The following is a 25,440-nucleotide window of genomic DNA, read 5'->3' as shown; positions in this document are numbered from 1 at the left end:
GTCGATAGGGTGGGCGAGTGCTACGGACCGTTACCGCCGTCGCGGCCGGCAAAGCCGCGCGAATCTTTACCCGATTGCGCGGCGGAGGCTCCGCGCTGCCCGGACTCGTTGTCGAACGGGTCGATCCCAGCTTCCTGAACCGGGCGTTGTCCGCGGTGCCTGGTGGCATCGTTGTGGTCAGCGGGACCAATGGGAAGACCACTACCACCAAAATGCTCACCGCGATCCTGCGGGCTCACGGCAAACGGGTTTTCACTAACCCGACCGGGAGTAATTTCACCCGTGGAGTCATCTCTTCGCTGCTCGGCGAGGTTGGCTTTAACGGACAGGTCGATGCGGATATTGCCGTGGTCGAACTGGACGAGGCGCATTCTTTGCTTTTTGCCAAAGAGGTGCGCCCTACGCACGCGTTGCTCCTCAATGTGGCTCGCGACCAGTTGGATCGTTTCGCTGAGATTGACCACACCGCTGATCTTTTGGGCCGTCTGGCCACCTCGACGTTGCGCGGGTTGGTGCTCAACCGGGATGACTCGTTCATTTCTCGGATTGCCCACCGCGAGGGGATCACCGCCGCTGTCGACTATTTCGGAGTGCACCCGCAGATCGCCGACCGTCTCCCCGAACTCCTCGAAGCAGACCTCCGCAGTGACACTGACGTGGTGGTCCCGCCGGTCGGCGGATCGGACGGGTTGCTCCGTCCTCAGGACGAACGGCGGATGGAAGTCCTCTTCGGTGACGGAGTCACCGTTGGTCCCGTGGAACTGCGGCAGCGCGGTCTGGCAGCGATGATCAATGCCACCGCTGCGGTCACCATGGCCCGTCAGTTGCTGGGGACCGCCTTCGACGGGACAGCTGCGGTCCGGGCGTTGCGTGAAGTCGCGCCCCCCTTCGGTCGCGGCGAGGTCGTGGACATCAACGGTCAACCTCTGGAACTGGTGTTGGTGAAGAACCCCGCCGGGTTCACCGTGGCGTTGGGGACCTATGGCAGCACCCCGGTGGCCACGATGATTGCCATCAACGACGACTACGCTGACGGCCGCGACGTGTCCTGGTTGTATGACGTCTCCTTCGACTCGCTAGCCAGTCGTGGTGTGGCTGCGACTAGCGGAGTTCGTGCCTATGACATGGCAGTTCGGCTGCATTACGACGGAATCGTCACTGACAAGGTCGAACCTGACCTGACTGCGGCTCTGGACCACTTCCTGGCGGCGTACTCACATGAACCGAAGCGGATCTTCTGCACTTACACGGCGATGATGGCCCTGCGTAAGACACTGGCGGCCCGGTATGGTCTGGCCGCGATGGGTGAGGACCCGGCCGGTGAGTCGGGAGGAGTCGGCCCCCGGTCGGCACGGACGACGGGAGGCGCGGCATGAGCGCGGACGTGGAAATCCTCGAACCAGTCGGTCCCAGCAAGGGTCGGATTGTGCTGGTGCACATCTATCCCCGGGAAATGAGCATTTACGGCGATCTCGGTAACACCCGGGTCCTGGCGCGTCGGCTCACCTGGCATGGCTACACCTGTGAACTGCGTCGACACCACCCTGGTGAAGAATTCCCCATCAACGCACACATCATCCTCGGTGGTGGCGGCCAAGATTCCGGTCAAGCCCGAGTTGAAGCCGATCTAGACCAGAACGCAGACATTCTGCGCAGTCTGGCCGGTGACGGCTGTCCCATGTTGATGATCTGTGGGATGTACCAGCTCTTCGGGAACGCGTTTATCACTGCGGACGGGACACGCCTGCCGGGGCTGGGCATCTTCGATGTCACCACCGTCGGTAACGAGGCCCGCATGATTGGGCCAGTGGTGATGGACACCCCGCATGGCCGGATCGTTGGATACGAAAACCACTCTGGCGCCACCATGTTGAGCCCCGGGCAAAAGCCCTTCGGGCGGGTCTTGCACGGTCACGGCAACAACCTGCAGGACGGCACGGAAGGCGCGATCGTCGACCAGGTTTACGGCACCTACCTGCACGGCCCGATCCTGCCAGCCAACCCACAGTTTGCGGATGCCCTGATCGCTGCAGGGGTGGCCCGTGGGCTGGGACGAGTTTTCGAACCCGCTGAGGTTGACGACTCCCTGTCTGACGCCGCCCGGGAGCGCCAGATCAGCAGGCTGCTCTCCGGATCGGACAAGAGGCACCGCACCAGTGGGCAAGCCCGCGGCGTCTAAGCCGCGCTCCTGTTGGACGGCGGGGGTGATCGGAGTTCAGTGGAACGCCGGGATCCCCCGCTGCGGGCCCTCGTCGGGGCCTTCCTCTTGACCGACGTAGTAGAACTTGCGGGTCGCGGCCCACGCTGCAGCGGACAACATCCCCAATGGAATTTCCAGAATGTGGCTATACACCGCAAACAACACCACCGATGCCAACGCGGCAGCATGTCCGGCCCCGAAAGCAATCATGAGCAGCGCCGCCAACTCGGTCACCCCGATGCCTCCCGGGGTCAATGGCACCATCGTCAACAGACGGGACAAGGCATAACAGGCAAATGCCTGTGGCCAGGGAAGATCAATCCCAAAGGCCAGCATGCACTCCCGGAACAAGAAGAAGTAGATCCCGAGGAAACCCACAATGCCAAAGGTCAGCCGTTGCCAGCCTGGCCGGACCACCCCGATCACCCGAGACCGGATGTCTACCGCGATGGCCTCGATGTCCTGATCGGTGTCCCGTTTGAATAGCCGCAGCACCGGACGGACGACCTTGTCCAGGCCGCGACCGATCGCGTGGGCGCCCTTGTCCGAGGCGAGGATCCCCACGGCTAGACCCACCATCACTGTGGCCACCCCGACCGCGCCCCACACACCGATGACGAGCTGATGCGGCAGATTCGTCGTCCCACTGGCAAACAACCACACGATGGCGATCAACGGCAAGATCGCCCTCACCAGCAGATTCCAGATCGAGGTAATGATCAATGAAGTGCCAATGTTGCGGTGGCTAAAACCCCACGATCGGAAAATCGCGTATTGGGCGGCCACCCCCACAGCGCCGCCGCCAGGCATTGAATTCGAGACCCCTGACCCACACAGATTCACGATCAAGGCCGGGATGTGCTTCAGCCCTGGCAACGACGCAGACAGAGTGAAGGTGTAGCAGTACAAGCCAGCCATCATCATTGCGAACAGCAGGAGCGCTTTCGCCCACCCCAGCCGGGCCATCTCATGGAGAATCTCGCTCCACGATGTGTGGGTCAGCCATGGCAGCACCCATCCCAGCAGAAACGCCGCTAGCCCGATCCCGACGACCGCCTGAACCACCCGTTTGGCGATCCCCAGAGGGCCACCCCCCTTGGCTTCACCAGCAGGATCACTGGTGGCACCGCTGTCACGGGCAGCGGATTCAGGTGCAGGCTGCTCAGCGGAAGATCCGGTGCTCGTCACGTGTTCCCCGATCTGGTGTGGGTCGGTGGTCGGGCAGGAAACGGTCAGCGCGTCTCGTGTGTTCCCCCGGCGCGGAGGTTGAGGCCGAGACCTCACCGGTCCGCGAAGACATCAGGGACGAGATTACCCGCCCGGCCCTGGCTGCACCGGTCACGGCGCGGCGGGACCACTTCGCCGGGCGCGAATCCAGTGGCGTCGACGTACCATTCCCGTCCGAAAACCCATCCGAAGATGGGGTCTGGCAGGCGGAGGAACATCGCTAAGGTGCGATCTGCCCCACCGTCAGCGGCGGCCTGGGATCGGTGCGCCGCCATGGACGCCCGCTTAGCCGCCACACACCTGCCCACCCGGACTCGATGGGTGATCTGTTCCGCCGAAGAGAAGGCGCGCCGGAAAGACGTCACATCAAATGACGGCGGGAATCGGTAGACCTTCGCCACGATTTCTACGGTGCGGGCGAGCAGGTCACGCGGGATTGTCGCTTCCAACAGCCACGGCGTCCCCGCAGCCGCTGCCGCTAACCGGGCCATCTCGTGGACGCGTACGTGATCGCGGTGCCCATAGCCGCCGTTCGCGTCGTACCCGATGAGCACATCAGCCTGCTCGGCCCGCAAGATGGTCGCCAACCGCTCAGCTGCTTCGTGGACATCTGCGCGCAACAAGCGGGTCCGCCCGTTGATGTCCGGGGGGATCGGCCCGTCCATCCCGGAATCGCCATACCCGAGATAGTCCACCCGGGCGGCACCGAGCGCCTCTGCGCTGGCCTGCAATTCGGTGAGACGCCGATCAGCTAAAGCCGGACCGTTCGCCGAGCGGAACTCCGCTGAGGTCATCCCCAGGTCGCCATCGGTCGCCACCACCAGCACCACCCGATGCCCGGCCGCCGCCGCTTTGGCGAGGGTCCCTGACATCAGCAAGGCCTCATCGTCAGGGTGGGCGTTGACGGCGACGATGGTGCGGCTCATGCCCTTGATCATCGCGGATCTGAGCGGCGAGCGCGTGCCCTTTGTGGCAGGTGTCGCTCCTGATAGGTGTGTTGACCAGCGCGGGAGGTGTTTCTGGCAACTTCCCGTGAAGGACCTTTAAAGGTCCGGTACGTCGGTGGCGCGTACGTCTTCGGGTCGCGGATGTGTGATCCTTGGGCATTGTGAAGATTGCCCTCCTCTCTGACTGCTATCTGCCCCGCCTAGGGGGGATCGAGGTGCAGGTCCGTGACCTGGCCTATCACTTGTTGGCGGCCGGTCATGAGGTAGAGGTTTTCACGGCCACTCTCGGGGAGAATGACGAACATGGCGGCCAGGTCCAGGTGGTCGACGGTTTGCCGATTCACCGGATGGGCATTCCTCTGCCCGGTCGAATTCCGGCGAATCCGTTAGCGGCCTCTGAGTTGAAGCGGCGTCTGGCTGCGGGTGGGTTTGACGTGGCGCACGTGCATATGGGCATCACCAGCCCGTTCACGGTCGATTGCACCCGGGTCGCTCTGCAGCTGGGGCTTCCGGTGTCGATGACCTGGCATTGCATGCTTGGTCCGGCAGAGCCACTGTTTCACCTCAGCCAGATCGCTCGGTTGTGGGCTCGTTCTGGGGTGGCGATGAACGCCGTGTCTGCGGTGGCTTCGCAACCAGTGCAACGGGCGTTGGGCCGGTGGGGCACCTGCCATGTGCTGCCCAATGGCATTGATGCAGCGACGTGGTGGGGACTGGCTGAGGAGCATGAGGCGGTCGATCCGCCGTGTCGTGACGGGGAACTTCAGGTGGTGACCGCGATGCGGTTGGCCAACCGGAAACGTCCGTTGCCGCTGTTAGCGGCGATGCGTCAGGTCCGCCAGCGCATCCCAGAGGTGCCTTTCCGGCTGACGATCCTCGGCGAGGGACGCCAGGGCGTGCTGGCCCGGGCCTATGTGCAACGCCACGGCATGGCTGACTGGGTTGATATGCCGGGGCGGGTGTCTCGGCCCGAGTTGCTGACGTTGTATCGGCGCAGCCATGTGTATGTCTCGCCGGCCAAGTTGGAGTCTTTCGGGATTGCCGCTTTGGAGGCGAGATGTGTCGGGCTACCGGTGGTGGCCCGTGCCACCAGCGGATGTGTGGAGTTCATTGACAGCGGGGTCAATGGTTACCTCGCTGACGATGACAAGGGCATGGTCAGCGCTATGACTGAATTGCTGACCGACCATGACCTTCGGGAACGCATGTGGCGGTACAACATGTCGACCCCGCCGGTGCAGGACTGGTCGAACGTCGTGGAGCTCACGCTCGCTGAATATCGGCGGGCGGCAGCGCTGCGTGGTTTGACTCTGGCCGGTCGGTGAGGGCGATTGCCCCCGTCCGTACGGGGATTCCGACGTATCCGGTGTTGATCGAAGCGGTGGCGGGGGACACCCTCGTGGCGAGCGCCCCGCTAGGGCATGGACACGACCCGGTCGATCTGTTGACCCGAGCTGGGTGGCGGGTGGAACGGCCGCTGCGGGCGGTGCGGGAGCGAGGGTCGATCGTGGTGACCTTCGCGGTGCGGTCGGCGTCGCCGTGCGCGCCCCCGCAGGTGCTGTTCAGTGATGTGCCGTTGGTGCTTCCTGGGGACGAGACCGTGGTCCCCACGGATCCGGAGTTAGAGGTGGCTCCGGGGGAGCGCCCGGTACGGCGGTTGCGAGTGTCGGCGGCGGCACTGGTGGTGGCGAAGGTTCCGGTGGGCACCGTGGATTCCACGGGGGTGCCCGGTCCGGGGGGTGAGTGTGTGTTGGCGACCCGGTATTCCGGGGTGGTGGTGCGCTGGTCTGGGTCGTGGGGGCTGCCCGGCGGCGGGGTTGATCTGCGGGAGCAGCCGGCGCAGGCGGCGCGTCGGGAAACCGACGAGGAGACCGGTCAGGATGTCACGATCGGCGAATTGGGTTTTGTGCAGAGTGCCCGCTGGGTGGGGCGTGCGCCGGATGGGACATTGGAAGATTTCCACGCTCTCCGGTTGGTGTATCGGGGTCGATGTGAGACGCCGACTGCGGTGGAGGTGCGTGACCTCGGGGGGACAACGTCGGAGTCGGCGTGGGTGCCGGTCGAGCGGGCGGACCGGTGGGATTGGGCGCCTGGTCCGATGGATCAGCTCCGGGCGTTGGGGGTTTTGGATTGAGAGGGCGGCACGGTGTGGCTGGTCACTGGTGTCGCCGTAGCATCCCCCAGATTCCGGTGAGGATCATCATGATGCCGATCACGGCGATCAGTGCGGGCAGGTAGCTCGCCCAATTCCAGATCTGACCGGTGACGCCTTGCCAGAGCACCACGATGCCGCTGAGTACGGCGAAGACTCCGGCGGCGATGGCGGGCAGGTGCGGGCCCCCCAGGGTGGGGGGTGTGTCATCGGTGTCGTGGCGGTGTGGTGCGAGTGAGTCCTCGGGGTGGGCGTTGGTCATCGGGGGGTCCTTTCAATCTCGATGTCACCGGCGGTGACCTCAGCGACGAGTCGGAGTGCCGTCTGGTCGTCGCTGTGGTTCACCGGCTCCCCGTCTGGGGTGCCTCGCAGGATGATCTGTCCGGCGCGGACCCGGGGGATCACGTTGACTGGTACGTCGGCGGGGATGCGCACCTGAAGCCGTCCGACGCCCACGTCGGCGCGAATGCTCCGACCGGCGAGGTCAGTGCGGGAGAGGGCGCTCAGGTCGATCTGGCCGTCGCCGACGGTGAGTTGATAGTGGTCTTGGAGTTCAGTGGCGACGGTGGGAGTCCAGTGGCGGACTCCCACCGAGAGCCCGTCGCGGGGAATCCCGTCCAGGCCAGCCGGGGTGCACAGAGCACCTACTGCGAGGAGCGCGGTGAAAGTGCCGGTGCCCAAGGTGCGGTAGCCGCGAGCCCCTTGCACAGTGACCGCCGTACCTAACACGATGCAGGTGACAGCGCTGGCGATGACGTGAGCGACGTTGGCGGTGGTGCCGACCTGTCGGGAGATCAACCAGGTGACTGGCCAGACGAGAAGTGCTAGTCCGAGGATGATCAACCACCAGTGCCATCCGGGGTGACGTCGTCGGGGTTGTGGTGGACGCAGAGCTGCGGGTGGGACAGGGGGTGAGAGCAGCGTGACGTCATGGGGTGAGCTCATCCGCGGCGGGATCACGTCCTCTACCTGCGGTGAGGAGAGCGGCGCGGAGGGGGATCGGTCGGTGCGTTGCCACAGCAACCACAGGGTGAAAGCGCCCAGCAGGATGAGGGCTCCGGCAGCCTGGTCCGCGGGGGTCCCGACGATCACCATGGCTGAGATGATCAGGGCCACGACGACCATCGGGATGCCGTGATGCTCCCGGAAGGCTCTGACCAGCGGGATGTTGCCGTCTTCGTCTGGCAGCACCAACCACCCCAGCAGATACATCGCGACGCCCAGCCCGCCGACAAAGGCGGTCAAGATCAACGCGATCCGCAGCAGGACCGGGTCGATGTCCCATCGGGCCGCAATGCCGCGGGCGACACCAGCGATCCATCTGTCATCACGCCAGCGCACCACCCCGGTTCTCCGGCCGAACTGTGACAATCCGTCAAGTAGCGATCCATCAGCCATATCCTCATCGTGGCCTGCCAGGAGGGTCACTCGCTGTCAGGTACACCCCGGAGAATGCCCCTGAGTATCCCCGAAACCTCCCCGTCGACACCGCGTGGCTCCTCAGAACTGAGTCAGGATGGATGCGTGATCAACGCTGCGACGTCCCCCGACCCGAGCTGTGGGGAGTCCTCGTCACCTCGGGTCCGCCGGATGCGTCGTCCTGCCCGTGGCCGGGTCCTGGTCGGGGTGGCTGCTGGGTTGGCCGATCATGTGGGGATTCGTACGTCGTGGGTGCGGTGGACCTTCGTCCTGGTGACCATGTTCCTAGGAGTGGGATTACCGGCGTACCTGCTGTGTTGGGTGATGACACCGAGCGCGGCTCCGCTGCGGGACGGACAGGACGACTCGGCCGATCAGATGTCGTTGAGTGATCGGGCCTTGCGTGCGGTGCCGTTGTGGCGATGGGTACTGGCTGGGGCAGTGCTGGTGTCGGTATCGGGGTCGGTGACCACAGGTTTACTTGGGGGCCGGATCTCCTGGACGACAGTGGTGGCGATCTCCGTGCTGCTCGCAGGCGCCGTGCTGGCTTGGTCGTTCTTAGACGTCGAAGACCGTCGACATTGGCTGGGGGTCGACGAGGGGCGTTCTGGGTTGATCCGGGTAGTCATCGGGGCCTTGCTCACGGTGATCGGCGTTGCCATTCTCATCACTCGCAGCAGCGACCTGGAATATCTGGGCAGGGTGCTGATGGCGACCTTGGTGGTCCTGGCTGGGTTGGGCATCGTGATGGCGCCCTGGGCGGTGCGTTTCCGGCAACGGCTCCGAGCAGAACAAATACAGTCGGATCCGAGCTACCGAACGGGCCGACATCGCAGCCCATCTGCACGACTCGGTCCTGCAAACTCTGGCCCTGATCCAACGCACTGACGACGTGACGCGCGTCGCCCACTTAGCCCGCGCCCAGGAACGTGAGCTGCGCAGCTGGTTGTACGGCGGTGAGCGGCCTTCCCGAGATAGCGTCGCCGCCGCGGTCGCCACCGCCGCCGTGGACGTCGAGGACCAACATGGGATCCCCATCGACCTGGTGGTCACAGGTGACCGACCTCTCGACGACAGCACAGCAGCGCTGGTCAGCGCGTTGCGAGAGGCACTTCTCAACGCTGTCCGGCACGGGACACCTCCGGTATCTGCCTATGTGGAGGTCGGGCCAGCGTCGGTGGATGCTTTCGTCCGGGACCGTGGGCCAGGCTTCGACCTCGACGACATCCCCGAGGATCGCCTCGGCGTCCGAGAGTCCATTGTGGGACGGATGGCCCGCCACGGGGGGACTGCCCAGCTGCGCCGCCTCGACCACGGCACCGAAGTCGCCCTGTCCCTCCCCGTGCCAGACACCCGCCCCATCCCGGACAGCTCGGGACGCCTCTCGGAGGAACCATGAATGCCGACAGCCCCATCCGACTCGTTGTCGTCGACGACCACCGGCTGTTTCGCAGTGGAGTCAAAAGCGAATTGACCGATCTCACCGATCACATGGTCATTGTCGGCGAAGGCTCCGACGTGGAATCAGCGGTTCGAGTCATCACCCAGGAATGCCCTGACGTGGTCTTACTCGACGTACATCTTCCGGGTGGGAACGGTCGCGGCGGGGCTGACGTGATCATGGCCTGCCGTCAGGTGCACACCGCCACCGGACTTCCGATCCGTTTCCTGGCGCTGTCGGTCTCTGACGCCGCCGAGGATGTCCTGGCAGTCATCCGAGCCGGAGCACGCGGATATGTCACCAAGACCATTTCGCCGACCGATTTAGTCACTGCGATACGTCGGGTTGCTGACGGCGATGCGGTGTTCAGCCCCCGGCTGGCCGGTTTTGTCTTGGACGCTTTCGGAGCCACTGCTGGAGAAATCGCTGAGGTCGACGAAGAATTGGATCGGTTATCCGCCCGCGAACGTGAAGTGATGCGACTCATCGCTCGCGGATATCAATACAAGGAAGCTGCCAAAGAGCTGTTCATCTCGGTCAAGACGGTCGAGACCCACGTGAGCAACGTCCTGCGCAAACTTCAACTGTCCAATCGGCACGAACTGACCGCCTGGGCGATGCACCGACATCTGCTGTGACCAGCCCCGAGAGGGGGCCTGGACGGACCCACCACTCTGCCTGAACTCCACCTGACGCATAGGGTGGTCCCCATGGTCAGTGTCTTCACCACCCTCGGCATCGTGCATGTTGGCGTCGCTGCGCTCATCCTGGCCGGCTACATCATGTCGTTGTCGACCGATCGTGCTCACCCGCTCATGACGTGGGCGGCTCGGATCCAACTGGTCCTGGGACTCGTCTTGGTGGGGATCGCCGAGGGCGGCAAAGTCATGGTCCTGGACCATGCCTGGGTCGGGGCGAAACTCGTCATCGCTCTGGGCGTCGTGGCCTGCTGCGAGGTCGCCGCAGCCGGGCAGCGCAAAGCAGCACCCAAACCGATGCTCCTGCACCTGGCGCTCGCGTTGACTTTGGTCAATGTGTTGGTGGCCTACGCCTTCCGCTGATCGTCCCTGAGGTCGGCCGTACGTCAGTGGTCGTCGCGGCGGTGTAGGTCAGGTGCGAGGGCGCCAGTCTTCGCTGGGGTCGAGGGCGGCGCGGACGACTTTGCCGTGGAAGGGGGGCAGGTCTTCGTCGTCGAGGTGTTCATCAGTGATGACGATGTCGGCGGCATCGACCTCAGCGACATAGCCCACGCATCGGACCCCGAACACCCGGCTGGAGGCCAGGACGCATCGACGTCGTCCAGCGGCGAGAAGAGCCCGATGCGCGGAGACCCGCCACGGGGCTGAAGTGGTCAGCCCGGCGAAGGGGTGGACGCCATCGACTTCGAGGAAGGCCCAGTCAGTGGGGTGGTTCTCTAAATAGGCGGCGGTGTCTGGGCCGGAGGTGGTGGCCTGCCCAGTGCCGTCACGCAGTTCACCACCAGCAACGAAGACCCGGAATTGAGCGTGACGACTCAATGCGTCAGCAGCGCGCAGGTCGTGGGTGACGATAGTGAGTTCGTCGAGGTCGAAGAGCAGTGGAACGAGTTGTTCGCTGATCGGTCCGCTGCTCAGGCCGATACTGTGCCCGTTGCGCAGGGTGCGGCGGGCCGCGGCGGCAATGGCCAGGTGTTCGCGTCGTACTCGGGAAGCGTTCTGTCGAGTGCCTTCGTCGTCGTGCCGGATGCGCACGCCACCGTGGAGGCGTTCGACGAGTCCGGATTTGGTGAGGGTCTGCAGGTCACGGCGGATGGTGGAAACATCGACGTCAAGGGCATCGGCGAGGTCTTTGACCTCGACGTAGTCGCCGGAGTGGAGTCGGCTGAGGATCACCCGTTGTCGATCGTTGAGTCGCATGCCTACCTTTCCGGTGCGGGTCCGTGCCGGCCCGAGGGTACGACGAAGGGTACGGGGGTGCGGCGGGGCACTGCTCTGCACGCAATCGTGCATTTTTGTGACTCACCGACGCAACGACCGGTGAGCGTGTCTCTGACACAAGGCTATTCAATTGCCTCTTGACAGCTCTTCGCGGGTGCGAGACCTTAATGGCGCTTGCACGAATTCGTGCAACGCCAACCTCAAGCCGTGCACAGCCGGCGCTGAGTTCTCAAAGGAGAGGAAAAATGCGCCTTTCACGCACCCTCGCACTCGCGACGGCCGTCACCCTAGCCCTTGCCTCCTGCGGCACGGTGGACTCCGGCAAAGCAGGAGGTTCTCAGGGTGGCAGCACCGGCAGCACTGACGGCGCAGGCGCCTCGGTTCGCGCCGGGGCCTACGTGAACGTCGTCAAGCTCACCGGGATCGCGTGGTTCGACCGGATGAAAGTTGGTGTCGACGAGTTCGCTAAGGAATCCGGTGCTCAGGCAGTCCAAGCTGGACCAGCTACGGATAGTCCGGAACAGCAGGTCTCGATCATCCAAGGGCTCATCGCCCAAAAACCTGCCGGGATGGGCATCGTTCCCTCTGATCCTGGTGCGGTCGACGCGGTGGTCGCGCAAGCCAAGAGTGCCGGAATCAAAGTCGTCACCCACGAAGCGCCCCAGCTGACCAGCCCGGATGCGGACATTGAAGCTTTTGACAATGCCAGTTACGGCAAGAAGATCATGACGGGCTTGGGCGGTTGCATGAAAGGCGAGGGTGACTACGTCCAGTTCGTGGGCAAGCTCACCGCCACCACGCACATGGCCTGGGCCAACGCTGGACTGGAAGAGCAGAAAGCCACCTTCCCCAAAATGCACCGCATCTCTGACCCAGTGGAAAGCATGGACAATGCCGACACGGCGTACACCAAAGCCAAGCAACTGCTCCAAGCCAACCCCAAACTGAAAGGCTTCTTTGGCGCTTCCAGCCAAGACGCCCCAGGCATTGCCCGCGCCATCAAAGAGGCCGGCCTGCAAAACGACACCTGCGTCCATGGCACCGGAGTGCCCAGCGAGACCAAACAGTTCCTCAGCGACGGATCCATCGATGCGATCTACTTCTGGGACCCAGCCAAAGCTGGCCACGCCGTCATGAAAGCCGCCAAGCTCCTCGCTGACGGCAAATCCCTCACCGATGGCACCGACTTGGGCATTGAGGGCTACGGAAAGCTCACCCAGAGCAAGACCAACCCCAAGGTCTTCCTCGCTGACGCTGCGCTCTCTGCGACCAAGGACGACGTCGACAAATACGGCTTCTGAGTCTGCTCGAGCGCACACAGGAGAGCACACTGACGTGACTATCGAAACTCCACCCGGCACCCCCATCGTTCGTGCCGTGGACGTATCCAAACGCTTCGGCGGAGTCGTTGCGCTGCGTGATGTCAGCGTGGACTTCTATCCCGGCGAGGTGCACTGCATCGCTGGGGAGAATGGCTGCGGTAAATCCACCCTGATCAAAGTCATCAGCGGCGCGCATCGCCCCACGTCCGGGCACATCGACGTGGATGGCCGCAGCTATGACCGGCTCACCCCGGCGCAGGCCTACGGCCTGGGGCTCGAAGTCATTTATCAAGATTTCTCGTTGATGCCTAACCTCGACGCCGCTGAAAACATCGCCCTTCCTGGGTTCGTGGCCGGTCGTCGACGCTTCGTCCGGCGCCAACACATCCTGGAGATCGCGGAGAAAGCAGTCTCCCAACTGGGTATCGACCTTGATCTGAGGCGGCCCGTCGGTGAACTCACCGTCGCCGAACGTCAACTCTGCGCTGTGGCCCGAGCGATGGCTCATGACGCCCGCTTCATCGCGATGGACGAACCCACCACGGCGCTGACCTGGAAAGAAGTCGACGCACTCTTTGACGCGGTCCGCACCCTGCGCGACCGTGGCGTGTCCTTGGTCTTCATCAGCCACAAGATGCAAGAGGTTTTCTCCATCTCTGATCGAGTCACCGTGATGCGATCAGGGCAGGTGGTGACCACGGGTCGGCCCGCCGACTTCACCCACGCCACTCTCGCCGAAACCATGACGGGACGATCTTCGGACGAATTGGTCCGGCCCAGCCCGGTGGACACAGATCGTCCGGCAGCGTTAGCGGTGCGCGGACTCACCCATGCCCCGTTGTTTGCTGACGTGGATCTGACCATCCACCAAGGGGAGATCGTGGGACTGGCCGGGTTGCTCGGCTCCGGCCGGACCGAGATCGCTGAGGCCATCGCCGCGATCAACCCCGCCCCGCAAGGGACGGTCGAGGTCCACGGCAGCCCGGTCGCTGCCCGTCACCTCACCGAAGCGATCGACGCTGGCATCGGCTATGTCCCCGAGGACCGACTCACCCAAGGGCTTTTCCTCGACCAATCCATCGCCGACAACCTGGTGGCCACCCACCTCGATGCACACACCCGACATGGCCTGCTCGACACCGACAGTCTCGACACCGCCCGCGTGGACGCCGTGCGCGATTTACGGATCAAAGCGGGCTCACTCGACGACCCGGTCCGTAGCCTCTCCGGAGGCAACGCTCAACGGGTCCTGCTCGCGAAATGGTTAATGGGTCACCCGAAGGTACTCATCCTCAACGGGCCGACTGTCGGCGTCGATGTCGGTAGCAAATTCGACATCCTGTCCATCCTGCACCTGCAGAGCCTGCAGGGCTTGGGCATCCTCGTCATCTCCGACGACATCCCCGAACTCGTCGCCACCTGCCACCGGGTCCTCGTCGTACGCAGCGGACGGATCGTGGACGAACTCGCTGGCGAACGACTCACCGAAACCGCGATCGTGGAGGCGATCTCCGCATGAGTACGTCGAACACCCCCGCCCGTTCTCTGGGACGGCGACTGGTCACCGACCCCGAAGCGCTCTTGGTGATCTCGATCGCCGTGATCCTCGCTCTCGTCGTGCTGAAAGTCCCTGACTTCTGGCATGTGGAAACTCTGTTCAACGTGTTGCGAGCCTCGATGGTCGACATCGTCTTTGCCCTCGGGGTGCTCCTGGTGATCATCGCTGGCGGGATCGACGTGTCCTTCCTCGCTGTGGGGATCTTCGCGGCCTATCTGACCTGCAAAATCGTCCCAGCTGACGCGACCGTCGGTGGTGCCTCGGTGGCCTTCCTGTCCGCGGTGGCTATCGGCGTGCTCCTCGGTCTGATCAACGCAGCTGTGGTGATCGCCACCAAAGTCACCACGCTTATCGCCACCCTGGCCACCTCGGCGATCTACATGGGAGTCTTGTTTGCCGTCATCGGCGGAAACATCATCAACACCCTGCCCGTGCCCCTCCAAGATCTCGGCCAGGTCAACCTCATCACCGCCCCTGGCGCCGCCCGAGGCACCACCCGCCTCAACGTGCTCATCGTCGTGGTCATCCTGGTCTGCCTCGCGATGGGAGCTTTCCTGCGCTGGACGGTCGCTGGCCGCAGCATCATCGCCATCGGTGGTGACGCCGAAGCCGCCGCCCGGGCCGCCATCAACGTCAACCGCACTCGCGCCCTGGTCTTCGCCATCGCTGGCGGACTCGCCGGGCTCGCCGGAATCATCCACGTCACGCTCTCTGGACGAGCCGACCCGACGACCTTCATGGGCCGCGAACTTGACGTGATTGCCGCTGTCGTCCTCGGTGGCGCCGCCATCACCGGAGGTAAAGGGACCGTGCGCGGCACCGTCCTCGGCGTGATCCTGATCTCCCTGATTCAGAGCTCACTGGTGCCTCTCGGCGTCCCCAGCATCTGGCAGAAAGCGGCTGTGGGTGCATTGCTGCTGATCGGCGTGACCGTGCAAGCCGTGTCCGCACGCACCCGACCTGCACGAGCCATCCTCGATGACAGCCCACCCGAGCGACCGGTGACCGCCAGCACCGGCCCAGCCACCCAGGAGGCCTGACATGCCCGATCTGACTCAGGCGCCTTGGCTGCGCCGGATCCTGCGCTCCGGGGGGACCCGCTCTAGCTTTGTGCGGATGCTCGCGGTGACCGCGCTGATCTTTGTGGTGTTTTCGCTGGCCGCGCCGAGCGTGTTTTTGTCCGGGGATAACTTCCAGTTCATCGCGCTGGCCGCCCCAGAGATCGCGGTGATCGCGCTGGCGATGTCGTTGACCATGCTCACCGCTGGGATCGACCTGTCCGTGGTCACCGTTTCGAATCTCTCCGCGATCGTTGCCGCCCGCGTCATGATCGACGGTGGTGGTGGGCCCGGCGCCATAGTCGCTGGGGTCCTCACCGCCATGGTTGTCGCGCTGGCTTGCGGCGCCGTCAACGCCGTACTCATCGCGCGACTCGAGGTCCCACCGATCCTGGCAACGCTAGGCAGCAGCCAACTGTTTGCCGGGATTGCCCTGGTCGTCAGCCAAGGCACCGTCATCAAAGGGCTGCCTGTCGCGTTCACTCAGTTTGCTTTGACCACCGTTGCCGGAATCCCGGTCATCTTTGTGATCATGCTGGTCCTGGCCGTGCTGGTGGCAGTCCTCGTTGAACGCACTCCGCTCGGGGTGCGGATGCGCCTGGTCGGAGCGAACCCGCACGCCGCCGACTACTCCGGCATCCGCCGGGTGGTGGTCCTCAGCTCCACGTATCTCATCTCGTCCGGGCTGGCTGGTGTCGCTGGCCTGATTATTTCGTCCCGGGCTAGCGGCGCCAACAGCCAGTACGGCGCGTCGTATGTCCTGCTGGCCATCGTCATCGCCGTCCTCGCGGGTGTTGACCCTGACGGCGGCTACATCACCGTCCCCGGAGTGGTCATCGCTGTCCTTGCCTTGCAGATGCTCGGCACTGGACTTCACGCCATCCAGGACAGCTCCCATGTCGTGAACATCGCCCAAGGACTCCTGCTCATCGTGATGGTGCTACTCAACACTTGGTGGCCCACGCTGCGCGAGCATCTCCGGCTCAGGAAGGAAGTGGCTCAGTGACCCGCGTCACCGCCGGGATCGACATCGGCACCGGCAGCACCAAAGGAGTCTTGGTCGACCGGGACGGCGCCGTGCTGGCCACCGCGCGACGTGACCACCGGATGCACATGCCCCGCCCCGGTCACTACGAGATGGACGCCGAACGCGACTGGTACGGCGATGTCGCGGCGGTCTGTCAAGAACTCGCTGCCACCAGCCACGACATTCTCGGCTTGTGTGTCTCAGGGCTCGGCCCCGCGGTTCAGGCCTTCGACGAGGACACCCGCCCCCTGCACCCGGCGGTGCTCTACGGCATCGACTCCCGTGCCGGAGTGGAAATTGCTGAAATGACCGCAGAACTCGGCGAGGATGCGATTCTGAGGCGGTGCGGTAAAGGGCTGTCTTCTCAAGCGGTCGGACCCAAACTGCGCTGGCTTCGCCGGCACGCCGACATCCCCCAGGACACTCGATGGGGGAGTTCGCACACCTATGTTGTCGCCCGACTCACCGGCCGATGGACCATCGACCATCACACCGCTTCCCAATGTGACCCGCTGTACGACGTCACCACCCAAGACTGGGCCCATGACTGGGCGGACAGGGTCCTGCCGGGAATCGTCCTGCCCGACCTGACGTGGCCCGGTGAACAGGTCGGCACCATCACTGCTGCCGCAGCCACCGACACTGGCCTGCCCGTCGGTCTTCCTGTCATGGCTGGCACCATCGATGCCTGGGCTGAAGCGCACAGCGTTGGCGTCCAACGCCCCGGCGACCTGATGCTCATGTACGGCTCCACCATGTTCATGATCCAGGTGCTTCCCGCCCCCACCATCTCTCCGTTGCTGTGGACCACTTCCGGGATCACTCCCCACAGCCACACTCTGGCCGCCGGAATGTCCACCTCCGGCAGCCTCACCCAATGGGTGTCTGACCTCACTGGCGCCGACTTCACCACCCTGGTGGCGGAGGCTGAGTCGGTGCCTCCCGGCTCGGACGGTCTGCTCGTGCTGCCCTATTTTGCGGGAGAGCGCACGCCGATCTATGACCCGGACGCGCGCGGCGTCGTCGCGGGACTGACGTTGACGCACAGCCGGGCCCACCTGTTCCGGGCAGCCTACGAGGGCATCGCCTATGGCATCAGGCAGATCATCGACGTCCTCGACGCCACGGCTGGCCCGCCGGCACGTGTCTTTGCGGTGGGTGGTGGCACCCAAGGCGGACTGTGGACCCAGATCGTCTCAGACGTCTGCGGGATCGAGCAGATCGTCCCCGCCGTCACCATCGGCGCTGCCTACGGTGATGCGCTGCTCGCCGCCACCGGCACAGGCCATGTCCCCGCCGACACCACGTGGGCGCACGAAGCCCAGCTGGTCCGCCCTAACCCTCATAGCGATGCCCGCTACCGCGAGCTCTACCGTATTTTCACCGACCTCTATCCGCAGACGCGGGAATCGATGCATACTCTCGCCCGGGTGCAAGAAGACCATCGCGGCTAGAGCTACGGCGTCGCGGAGCTCATCGTCGCTGGCGACGTACTGTCGCTGCCAGCGCACCGGCAGCACTGGCTGACGGTAGGGCTGGGCTGATCGACCTGCGCAGGCTAGCGCAGGTCGATCCAGTAGCGGCGCTTGCCGTCGGTGACGTCCTCCAGGACGCCGCCGTTGCGCAGAATCGTCGCCGCGGAGGCGATGTTGTCGTCCTCGCAGGTCGCCAGGGCCCGGTCGATGCCGAGGTCCCGGGCCCGGTCCAGACCGAGGCGCAGCGCGCGGGCCGCGACGCCGCGGCGGCGCGCGGACGGACGCACCGAATAGCCGATGTGGCCGCCCTCGCGGCGCAGCCAGTCGTTGAGCTCGTGCCGCAGCGACAACGACCCCAGGAACGTCTCGCCTGCCACGATGAACAGCTTGCTGTCGGGCACGTATCCCAGCTGCTCGGCCACGGCGCGGTCGGCGCGGGCGCGCATGTCGGCGCAGAACGCCGCGAAGCGTCCCGGGTCGCCCATCTGAGCGGGCCGCCAGGGCTCGCCCTTGCAGTCAGCGTCGCTCTCGTCATCGGGGATCAGGCCTGAGCCGTGCTGGTGGTCACCGGCGGCCTCGAACTCCTGCGCCGACTCCCACCAGGAGGCATGCCAGCAGGGGTCGGGGTCGACCAGTTCGACGGCGTCGGGGGCGAAGCTCAGCGGCATGGGGTTCCTTCGGTCGAGGGGAGGGTGCGGCCCGTGGGTTCCCGTCGTACCCCTCATCCGGAGAACGACGGGACGCGCGCTGGACGAGGCGCGCCCCCACGGACCGCAGTGGTCGGTGCGACATCACCGGTCACCCGTCCTGATGGTTGTCAGGGTGCGGGCGACCTAGCGGCCGACCACCTCACGCATCCAAGAGTTCATCACTTCTCGGATCACCTCCTTTCCTGTGTGATCCGACGGTACGAGGTGGCCCATGAATCGCACAACGGATTTATCGCCAGCGCTGAGCGGCGTTGTCCTGACGTGTCACTGAGTGAAGCTGGGCGGGCGGTACGCCGCGCATTCGTCGGCAGCATGGGCGAACCCTAAAGAGCGATAAAGACGACTGGCCGGTGAGCCAGGGTCAGCGACAATGACCAGTTCAGTGACACCGTGAGCCTGCGCCCACGACCCAGCCACACCCAGGAGGTGCCCGGCAAGGCCGCGCCGCCGATGGCGCGGATGAGTGCGCACCGCCTGGAAACGAGCCTGAGCGCCCATCAAAGCGATACCAAGATCAGCGCAGAGAGTCCCACTAGCGTCGAAAGCGCCCCACCAGGTCAGGATTCCTGCTCGGTGCAGCCTGACCCGTGAGGCGAATTCCAGCTGCAAAAAATAGTGATGAAGGGTGGGATCACCTGACGGATCTTCCTTCGCCTCCCGTAATGATGCGGTGAGCATCTGATCCCAGTCGCTGGCACTGCTGAGAGAGCGGATGGTGTATCCGGGGGGAGCGGGACGAGACTCCAGGGAGTTACGACATGTCAGGGATTCTTCCATATCCACGCGAATTCCGCGAGATTGATAAGCATCGATCTGCGGCTGCCGCGGAAGGCCAATGGAGAGCCAACGTGCGTGCGGAAAAGCACCAGTGAAGACGTCAATCCAGTGTGCAGCATCATCGATGTCACCGTCGGTGACCTGGACGGAATTGCCCCAGTGATATAGCGGGTTCTGTGGTGACGTGACGATGAAGCACCCCGACTGCTGGATTTGGATGGATCCATCCAGAAGAAGGAGTTCTAGCGATGTTGAGGCGCCAGGATGAGATCGCTCACGTGTCATCAAGTTGGCATTTCAGTGATTTTTATATGTGAAATATCGGCGTGACGTGGACTTTCCATGGCCCAACATTAGCTAGCGGGACCTGTGCTCTCCGCGGCTGTGTTTGCTACGACCGCAGAAGGTCTGAAGATCATTCGGTATGCCAAATTTCTTGAAAGAGGGTGAGCGTAAGCATGGCTCATGAGGACATCCTGCCGCTCACTATGCCAACATAAAAAATAAGGCTTAGTGAAAACATTATTGAACCAACAATAATTGCCCCGATCCCCTTGGATCTACATGCTAGTAAAAGTGAAATCAGGGAGAGTATGACAATCGGCGGTACGGAGAAATTGCGAATCGCAACATTCTCCAGGATGTCACTCAAGGCAACCGCTGAACCTAAAGCTATAAAACAGATTTGAGAAAGACCGATGGCATAAGATGCTCCGTACGTGACGTCGGGATCTTCCGGTACGCGCACTCCCATGCCCATCCCTTCATGCCACCCTGGAGTGGCAAGTATATTTGTCAGATATAAGGCTTATTCATCAAGCTTGTGAATCACAATATAGCCCTGGCGCCGCGATAATGATCGCTGGCGAATACCGTTAGGGTCTACGGTAGTTATGCGTGAGGATTTGTCTGTCCTAGGTATGCGTGAGGCTTCGTCTAACGGTCCAGCGAACTTTATGGGTCGTAGTGGTGGTGCTTTTCTGTTCCTGCGAGGTCCCGGTAGATGGGTTGACGGCTGGGGGTGGATGCCAGCGCCTATGTAGCCACTGTCACCAATCCATTGTGAGAGGTCGAGACTGTTGAGGAGGTGGAGTCCGGTCAGAGCTTGACATAGCGAGGCGCGTATCGTCCGCCGAATCGTTGCCACTGGCAAGGGCTCCGTTCAGCATGAGGAAGATCTGGATGTTCTCTCCGGTGGTCTGGTGCTTGCCTGAAGACAGCTGCGGATGGGACCGCCATGACTAGCAGCGCAACAGGGTTTCCGTCGATGACGTATTAGGCATCGGCGGTGCGGTCTTCAGGTAGCGGGCGGCACTGGGACAGTGGGGACCACAACGCTGCGGTGACTGCACCGATGACACAGCTGATAATCGGCTGGGACACACCGAACGTCTCGGCCACGTCATCTTGAGCGCCGCCGGTCCAAAAGTATGTCGCGGTGACTTGCAGGGCTTGCGGGTTTCTGGTGGAGGGTAGGCAATGCAGGATGCTGGATAACCCTCAATACGTTTCTATCTCGATGTGCAATTCGACCGATACCGGTTCAACCCGGCGAGTGCGGGGAATACGGGCGGGACGTGCCGGGTGCTGACATTCCAGCGGGTTCATCCCCGCGGGTGCGGGGAATACTTCTCGCCTGGGGCGCGCGCGATGCATGCACATGGTTCATCCCCCCGTGTGCGGGGAATACATGCGTACATTCTTTGTGCAGCGTTGAGGACATGGTTCATCCCCGCGGGTGCGGGGAATACCGATGGTGCGGCGGTCATGGTCGACGGTGGGTGGGTTCATCCCCGCGAGTGCGGGGAATACACATGGCAGCCGTCGGCCTCGTGGATCGCGCCGGGTTCATCCCCGCGAGTGCGGGGAATACGACCGACCGTGTTCGCTACACCTGAAGCCCCCCGGTTCATCCCCGCGAGTGCGGGGAATACGGCACCACCAGTCGGGCACCGCGGCAGTACACCGGTTCATCCCCGCGGGTGCGGGGAATACGCACGCAGCGCCGCTTTCTGGGCGGCAGCTAGCGGTTCATCCCCGCGGGTGCGGGGAATACCGGGGGTAGTCCGTTGGTCGTGTGTAAAACAACGGTTCATCCCCGCGGGTGCGGGGAATACGTTCGTACCGTCTGACCTGCGATGTGACAGGTAGGTTCATCCCCGCGGGTGCGGGGAATACGGCGGCGCTCATGGCGGCGCAGAACAGCACAGCGGTTCATCCCCGCGGGTGCGGGGAATACCTCGGGTCGATGTACGCCGTCGTTGCGGTGACCGGTTCATCCCCGCGGGTGCGGGGAATACGTCGACCAGATCGGCACCGGCACCCTGTACCGAGGTTCATCCCCGCGGGTGCGGGGAATACAGACCGGCAAGACCACGTCAGTCGGGATCCTGCGGTTCATCCCCGCGGGTGCGGGGAATACCCTGGGGAGGTGGGAATGTGCACGGGCCCACCCGGTTCATCCCCGCGGGTGCGGGGAATACCTCGGGTCGATGTACGCCGTCGTTGCGGTGACCGGTTCATCCCCGCGGGTGCGGGGAATACGTCGACCAGATCGGCACCGGCACCCTGTACCGAGGTTCAGATCGGCACCGGCACCCTGTACCGAGGTTCATCCCCGCGGGTGCGGGGAATACAGACCGGCAAGACCACGTCAGTCGGGATCCTGCGGTTCATCCCCGCGGGTGCGGGGAATACGGCGGCGCTCATGGCGGCGCAGAACAGCACAGCGGTTCATCCCCGCGGGTGCGGGGAATACCTCTCCATGACCCACCACAGCGTTTCAGCTTCTGGTTCATCCCCGCGGGTGCGGGGAATACATTATTGCTCTTGGTGTAGGTGCGGCAATTCTGGGTTCATCCCCGCGGGTGCGGGGAATACCAGCTGGGGGACCGGCTGCCCGGCAGCGGGCACGGTTCATCCCCGCGGGTGCGGGGAATACACACGGGGCCTTCGGTCAACACGCCGGACACCCGGTTCATCCCCGCGGGTGCGGGGAATACACGAGCCACGGCCGAGGATTAATTTTGGTGCCAGGTTCATCCCCGCGGGTGCGGGGAATACCGGGAACCACCCCGCGCCGGTGGCAACCGACAAGGTTCACCCCCGCGGGTGCGGGGAATACCCTGAGCACTCCTCCAGCTCTGCGACCTGCCGTGGTTCATCCCCGCGGGTGCGGGGAATACATCGACTAGCACACGGAGGTATCCATCACTGCCGGTTCATCCCCGCGGGTGCGGGGAATACTAACGCGTTAACCCCCCTCCGTGGGAGAGGGGGGGGTTCATCCCCGCGGGTGCGGGGAATACATACATGGGATGCTCGATTAGTGTTATCCGTCGGGTTCATCCCCGCGGGTGCGGGGAATACTGTCGAGACGCGACCACGGGGTTGACCTGGTTCGGTTCATCCCCGCGGGTGCGGGGAATACCGAGGACGATCAGAAAGACGACACCAAAAACACGGTTCATCCCCGCGGGTGCGGGGAATACATCAAATTGCTCGACGAGCCATGCCGCCCCCACGGTTCATCCCCGCGAGTGCGGGGAATACGTGCCCGTGTCCAGCTGGGCGCCGGTACGGCGGGGTTCATCCCCGCGAGTGCGGGGAATACGACGTGTTGTCTGACGTGTTATCCGCGTCAGACGGTTCATCCCCGCGAGTGCGGGGAATACTGACGGCAGCGCAGGAATCACGACTGGTCAATCGGTTCATCCCCGCGAGTGCGGGGAATACGCAACTCAGTTGATGGACGAATATCATCACCGGGGTTCATCCCCGCGAGTGCGGGGAATACAGAGCGCAGAGGCCATCAAGTCTAGGCGGGATAGGTTCATCCCCGCGAGTGCGGGGAATACACCGATACGTCGCTGGTCTTCAGGGTGATGCCCGGTTCATCCCCGCGAGTGCGGGGAATACGTCGCCGTGGACTCGGAAGACATATTCGGGCCAGGTTCATCCCCGCGAGTGCGGGGAATACCGTATCCAGGCCCGCCTGAGCCAACCGTGTCGAGGTTCATCCCCGCGAGTGCGGGGAATACATTCCTTGGCTCCCCCACGGCTTCTTGCTGAGTGGTTCATCCCCGCGAGTGCGGGGAATACTATGGATTGCCTCAGCGACATTGACCATGCGCCGGTTCATCCCCGCGAGTGCGGGGAATACATAATCATCTTGTCTTGAGGACCGCAATAGAAAGGTTCATCCCCGCGAGTGCGGGGAATACAGGGTTGGATATTCAGTCTTTTGTTGAATGGGCGGTTCATCCCCGCGAGTGCGGGGAATACTCGGGGCGCATGTTCCTCACGCAGGCGGAGGGAGGTTCATCCCCGCGAGTGCGGGGAATACTCGTCCTCACGTGCCGCTTCGGTCGGCATATCCGGTTCATCCCCGCGAGTGCGGGGAATACTAAAGTCCAGGTCCCTGATGTTGCGGCCATGTCGGTTCATCCCCGCGAGTGCGGGGAATACCAGTTCACGACGTTGATATCTCGGATGAATGTCGGTTCATCCCCGCGAGTGCGGGGAATACCTGACTCCCAGGCGTCGGGCGATGCCAGCGTTGGGTTCATCCCCGCGAGTGCGGGGAATACGTGTAGACCAGAGTCGAGTCAGCCACAGCCTCCGGTTCATCCCCGCGAGTGCGGGGAATACGAGGTTAGAGGTGGTGGGGGTCCGCCCACGTCCGGTTCATCCCCGCGAGTGCGGGGAATACGATGTCGGTGAAGTTCTCAATCGCGTTGACCGCGGTTCATCCCCGCGAGTGCGGGGAATACGGCAGGCCAGCCGGGCTAGACGTGCCAGTCACAGGTTCATCCCCGCGAGTGCGGGGAATACGGTTACGGTCAGCGTGCCCTTCTGCCCGTCCAGGGTTCATCCCCGCGAGTGCGGGGAATACGCTAAACTCATGTTGAACGCGCTATACGGAAAAGGTTCATCCCCGCGAGTGCGGGGAATACCCACGACGAAGGATATTCCTGTCGTTGGGGATAGGTTCATCCCCGCGAGTGCGGGGAATACCGTACCTGGATATGCGAATGAATGGGATTCGTCGGTTCATCCCCGCGAGTGCGGGGAATACGTGACACAATCGAAGAGATCGGGCTGGGGCTCAGGTTCATCCCCGCGAGTGCGGGGAATACATATTTCCCGGAATTTTTGTGATCTTCCCCACAGGTTCATCCCCGCGAGTGCGGGGAATACCTGTCACCAGGCTTGATTGCCGACGCCTGGCAGGGTTCATCCCCGCGAGTGCGGGGAATACAGCGGTTGTGAGTGGTCATGGTCGAGCAGAACCGGTTCATCCCCGCGAGTGCGGGGAATACGTGGTCAGCTGGTACTGAGTGATCATGTGATGGGGTTCATCCCCGCGAGTGCGGGGAATACAGCCTCAGCGGTGGTCAGGTAGGACATCGTCCGGGTTCATCCCCGCGAGTGCGGGGAATACAAATCAAGTTCCAGCTCGTCGGTGCGCCCACCAGGTTCATCCCCGCGAGTGCGGGGAATACTCAGAATGGATGATTGGATCGACGCGAGGCGCAGGTTCATCCCCGCGAGTGCGGGGAATACAGTAACGCGAACCGGAGGGGCAATTTCAGCGACGGTTCATCCCCGCGAGTGCGGGGAATACGGTCCATGTTTCCTTGCGGTCCCCTGGGACAGAGGTTCATCCCCGCGAGTGCGGGGAATACGCGGGAGTCGCCGCGGGTGGACATGATGATGAGGGTTCATCCCCGCGAGTGCGGGGAATACTCGATGCGGATCATGTCTACGAGGGCGATAGCGGGTTCATCCCCGCGAGTGCGGGGAATACCGTCAGATGGTGCCTGGACGATGAGATCGTCGCGGTTCATCCCCGCGAGTGCGGGGAATACGGTGGGTCCGCTGTCGTCCCATGCGGTGACGACGGTTCATCCCCGCGAGTGCGGGGAATACGGTGGGAGGGATATGGTCTCCTCCCACCCCATCGGTTCATCCCCGCGAGTGCGGGGAATACCAGCACTCAAGGGCACAGACCGAGTAGCAGACAGGTTCATCCCCGCGAGTGCGGGGAATACTCGCATCCGAACCATCGCATCCCGAGCTAGACAGGTTCATCCCCGCGAGTGCGGGGAATACCCCCCGCTGTGGTGGCGGGGGCCGTGGTGTGTTGGTTCATCCCCGCGAGTGCGGGGAATACTTTGGCCGCCATGAGGTCTTCGATCATGCGTGAGGT

At 63.5% G+C, this 25,440-nt stretch carries 20 protein-coding genes and 2 CRISPR repeat arrays (1 of these 22 cut by a window edge); of the genes, 13 read left to right on the top strand and 7 right to left on the bottom strand.

Annotated features, from left to right (window positions below):
• The first annotated feature begins 17 nt into the window (after window positions 1-17).
• Window positions 18-1,376, top strand: a complete 1,359-nt coding sequence (locus KEM60_RS04445) for a Mur ligase family protein (RefSeq protein ID WP_219106286.1) — start codon at window positions 18-20, stop codon at window positions 1,374-1,376.
• Window positions 1,373-2,179, top strand: a complete 807-nt coding sequence (locus KEM60_RS04440; protein WP_219106285.1) for a type 1 glutamine amidotransferase — start codon at window positions 1,373-1,375, stop codon at window positions 2,177-2,179. Before KEM60_RS04445 ends, KEM60_RS04440 begins: the two co-directional genes overlap by 4 nt.
• Before the next feature lie 36 nt (window positions 2,180-2,215).
• Here KEM60_RS04440 and KEM60_RS04435 read toward each other — a convergent pair whose 3' ends face one another.
• Window positions 2,216-3,388 (bottom strand): lysylphosphatidylglycerol synthase transmembrane domain-containing protein, encoded by a 1,173-nt coding sequence (locus KEM60_RS04435; RefSeq protein ID WP_219106284.1) that lies wholly within the window; start codon window positions 3,386-3,388, stop codon window positions 2,216-2,218.
• Window positions 3,389-3,480: 92 nt separating this feature from the next.
• On the bottom strand, window positions 3,481-4,353 hold the full coding sequence (locus KEM60_RS04430) for a PIG-L deacetylase family protein (protein WP_219106283.1): 873 nt from the start codon (window positions 4,351-4,353) through the stop codon (window positions 3,481-3,483).
• Window positions 4,354-4,535: 182 nt separating this feature from the next.
• Here KEM60_RS04430 and KEM60_RS04425 point away from each other — a divergent pair, with 182 nt between their 5' ends.
• Both KEM60_RS04425 and KEM60_RS04420 read left to right on the top strand, forming a co-directional pair.
• Window positions 4,536-5,699: a glycosyltransferase family 4 protein gene (locus KEM60_RS04425; protein WP_255574309.1), complete on the top strand. Its 1,164-nt coding sequence runs from the start codon at window positions 4,536-4,538 to the stop codon at window positions 5,697-5,699.
• A complete protein-coding gene (locus tag KEM60_RS04420; protein ID WP_219106281.1) occupies window positions 5,696-6,508 on the top strand; it encodes an NUDIX hydrolase in 813 nt (270 codons plus the stop codon). Before KEM60_RS04425 ends, KEM60_RS04420 begins: the two co-directional genes overlap by 4 nt.
• Window positions 6,509-6,530: 22 nt before the next feature.
• Here the strand turns inward: KEM60_RS04420 and KEM60_RS04415 are convergent, their stop codons facing one another.
• Together KEM60_RS04415 and KEM60_RS04410 are read right to left on the bottom strand one after the other, a co-directional pair.
• Complete coding sequence (locus KEM60_RS04415) at window positions 6,531-6,788, bottom strand: hypothetical protein (protein ID WP_219106280.1); 258 nt, start codon at window positions 6,786-6,788, stop codon at window positions 6,531-6,533.
• The gene (locus KEM60_RS04410; protein WP_219106279.1) at window positions 6,785-7,924 is read right to left on the bottom strand and encodes a PspC domain-containing protein; all 1,140 of its coding nucleotides are present in this window, start codon (window positions 7,922-7,924) and stop codon (window positions 6,785-6,787) included. The genes KEM60_RS04415 and KEM60_RS04410 overlap by 4 nt, the downstream gene beginning before the upstream one ends.
• Before the next feature lie 126 nt (window positions 7,925-8,050).
• Here KEM60_RS04410 and KEM60_RS16440 point away from each other — a divergent pair, with 126 nt between their 5' ends.
• The 4 genes from KEM60_RS16440 to KEM60_RS04395 all read left to right on the top strand — a co-directional run bounded on the left by KEM60_RS16440 (window position 8,051) and on the right by KEM60_RS04395 (window position 10,447).
• Window positions 8,051-8,833, top strand: a complete 783-nt coding sequence (locus tag KEM60_RS16440) for a PspC domain-containing protein (protein WP_255574228.1) — start codon at window positions 8,051-8,053, stop codon at window positions 8,831-8,833.
• Window positions 8,834-8,837: 4 nt separating this feature from the next.
• Window positions 8,838-9,344: a sensor histidine kinase gene (locus KEM60_RS16435; RefSeq protein ID WP_255574227.1), complete on the top strand. Its 507-nt coding sequence runs from the start codon at window positions 8,838-8,840 to the stop codon at window positions 9,342-9,344.
• Window positions 9,341-10,024, top strand: coding sequence for a response regulator transcription factor (locus KEM60_RS04400; protein ID WP_219106278.1), 684 nt, complete (start codon window positions 9,341-9,343; stop codon window positions 10,022-10,024). Before KEM60_RS16435 ends, KEM60_RS04400 begins: the two co-directional genes overlap by 4 nt.
• Window positions 10,025-10,096: 72 nt before the next feature.
• Window positions 10,097-10,447, top strand: a complete 351-nt coding sequence (locus tag KEM60_RS04395; RefSeq protein ID WP_219106277.1) for a hypothetical protein — start codon at window positions 10,097-10,099, stop codon at window positions 10,445-10,447.
• A 48-nt stretch (window positions 10,448-10,495) separates the two neighbouring features.
• Here the strand turns inward: KEM60_RS04395 and KEM60_RS04390 are convergent, their stop codons facing one another.
• Complete coding sequence (locus tag KEM60_RS04390) at window positions 10,496-11,281, bottom strand: DeoR/GlpR family DNA-binding transcription regulator (protein WP_219106276.1); 786 nt, start codon at window positions 11,279-11,281, stop codon at window positions 10,496-10,498.
• Between the two features lie 266 nt (window positions 11,282-11,547).
• On the opposite strand from KEM60_RS04390, the gene KEM60_RS16430 reads away from it, so the two are divergent.
• From KEM60_RS16430 to KEM60_RS04370, 5 genes are read left to right on the top strand one after another with little or no spacing between them, the layout of a single operon-like run.
• Complete coding sequence (locus tag KEM60_RS16430; protein ID WP_255574226.1) at window positions 11,548-12,603, top strand: autoinducer 2 ABC transporter substrate-binding protein; 1,056 nt, start codon at window positions 11,548-11,550, stop codon at window positions 12,601-12,603.
• Between the two features lie 34 nt (window positions 12,604-12,637).
• Window positions 12,638-14,143 (top strand): sugar ABC transporter ATP-binding protein, encoded by a 1,506-nt coding sequence (locus KEM60_RS04385; protein ID WP_255574225.1) that lies wholly within the window; start codon window positions 12,638-12,640, stop codon window positions 14,141-14,143.
• Window positions 14,140-15,222 carry an ABC transporter permease gene (locus tag KEM60_RS04380; protein WP_219106274.1) on the top strand — a complete coding sequence of 361 codons (1,083 nt, stop codon included), beginning with the start codon at window positions 14,140-14,142 and terminating at the stop codon, window positions 15,220-15,222. Before KEM60_RS04385 ends, KEM60_RS04380 begins: the two co-directional genes overlap by 4 nt.
• 1 nt (window position 15,223) lies before the next feature.
• Window positions 15,224-16,246: an ABC transporter permease gene (locus tag KEM60_RS04375; protein WP_219106273.1), complete on the top strand. Its 1,023-nt coding sequence runs from the start codon at window positions 15,224-15,226 to the stop codon at window positions 16,244-16,246.
• Window positions 16,243-17,721: an FGGY-family carbohydrate kinase gene (locus KEM60_RS04370; RefSeq protein ID WP_219106272.1), complete on the top strand. Its 1,479-nt coding sequence runs from the start codon at window positions 16,243-16,245 to the stop codon at window positions 17,719-17,721. The genes KEM60_RS04375 and KEM60_RS04370 overlap by 4 nt, the downstream gene beginning before the upstream one ends.
• A 104-nt stretch (window positions 17,722-17,825) precedes the next feature.
• Here the strand turns inward: KEM60_RS04370 and KEM60_RS04365 are convergent, their stop codons facing one another.
• Together KEM60_RS04365 and KEM60_RS04360 are read right to left on the bottom strand one after the other, a co-directional pair.
• Window positions 17,826-18,410 (bottom strand): GNAT family N-acetyltransferase, encoded by a 585-nt coding sequence (locus tag KEM60_RS04365; RefSeq protein WP_219106271.1) that lies wholly within the window; start codon window positions 18,408-18,410, stop codon window positions 17,826-17,828.
• 306 nt (window positions 18,411-18,716) lie between these two features.
• Window positions 18,717-19,514, bottom strand: a complete 798-nt coding sequence (locus KEM60_RS04360; RefSeq protein WP_219106270.1) for a GNAT family N-acetyltransferase — start codon at window positions 19,512-19,514, stop codon at window positions 18,717-18,719.
• A 1,255-nt stretch (window positions 19,515-20,769) separates the two neighbouring features.
• A CRISPR array of direct repeats spans window positions 20,770-21,773; the repeat unit is 28 nt; unit sequence GGTTCATCCCCGCGGGTGCGGGGAATAC.
• A gap of 64 nt (window positions 21,774-21,837) precedes the next feature.
• A CRISPR array of direct repeats spans window positions 21,838-25,440; the repeat unit is 28 nt; unit sequence GGTTCATCCCCGCGAGTGCGGGGAATAC; it runs 1,428 nt beyond the window's last position.

The sequence above is a fragment of the Austwickia sp. TVS 96-490-7B genome, from assembly GCF_019331795.1.
Classification (GTDB): Bacteria; Actinomycetota; Actinomycetes; order Actinomycetales; family Dermatophilaceae; genus Austwickia.
This window is presented reverse-complemented; position numbering and strand designations above follow the sequence as displayed.

Excerpts from the sequence above, each read along its gene's own strand:
- KEM60_RS04440 (WP_219106285.1), top strand. The coding sequence starts at position 1,373 with ATGAGCGCGGACGTGGAAATCCTCGAACCAGTCGGTCCCAGCAAGGGT.
- KEM60_RS04430 (WP_219106283.1), bottom strand. The coding sequence starts at position 4,353 with ATGAGCCGCACCATCGTCGCCGTCAACGCCCACCCTGACGATGAGGCC.
- KEM60_RS04415 (WP_219106280.1), bottom strand. The coding sequence starts at position 6,788 with ATGACCAACGCCCACCCCGAGGACTCACTCGCACCACACCGCCACGAC.
- KEM60_RS04410 (WP_219106279.1), bottom strand. The coding sequence starts at position 7,924 with ATGGCTGATGGATCGCTACTTGACGGATTGTCACAGTTCGGCCGGAGA.
- KEM60_RS04400 (WP_219106278.1), top strand. The coding sequence starts at position 9,341 with ATGAATGCCGACAGCCCCATCCGACTCGTTGTCGTCGACGACCACCGG.
- KEM60_RS04395 (WP_219106277.1), top strand. The coding sequence starts at position 10,097 with ATGGTCAGTGTCTTCACCACCCTCGGCATCGTGCATGTTGGCGTCGCT.
- KEM60_RS04390 (WP_219106276.1), bottom strand. The coding sequence starts at position 11,281 with ATGCGACTCAACGATCGACAACGGGTGATCCTCAGCCGACTCCACTCC.
- KEM60_RS16430 (WP_255574226.1), top strand. The coding sequence starts at position 11,548 with ATGCGCCTTTCACGCACCCTCGCACTCGCGACGGCCGTCACCCTAGCC.
- KEM60_RS04380 (WP_219106274.1), top strand. The coding sequence starts at position 14,140 with ATGAGTACGTCGAACACCCCCGCCCGTTCTCTGGGACGGCGACTGGTC.
- KEM60_RS04375 (WP_219106273.1), top strand. The coding sequence starts at position 15,224 with ATGCCCGATCTGACTCAGGCGCCTTGGCTGCGCCGGATCCTGCGCTCC.
- KEM60_RS04365 (WP_219106271.1), bottom strand. The coding sequence starts at position 18,410 with ATGCCGCTGAGCTTCGCCCCCGACGCCGTCGAACTGGTCGACCCCGAC.
- KEM60_RS04360 (WP_219106270.1), bottom strand. The coding sequence starts at position 19,514 with ATGACACGTGAGCGATCTCATCCTGGCGCCTCAACATCGCTAGAACTC.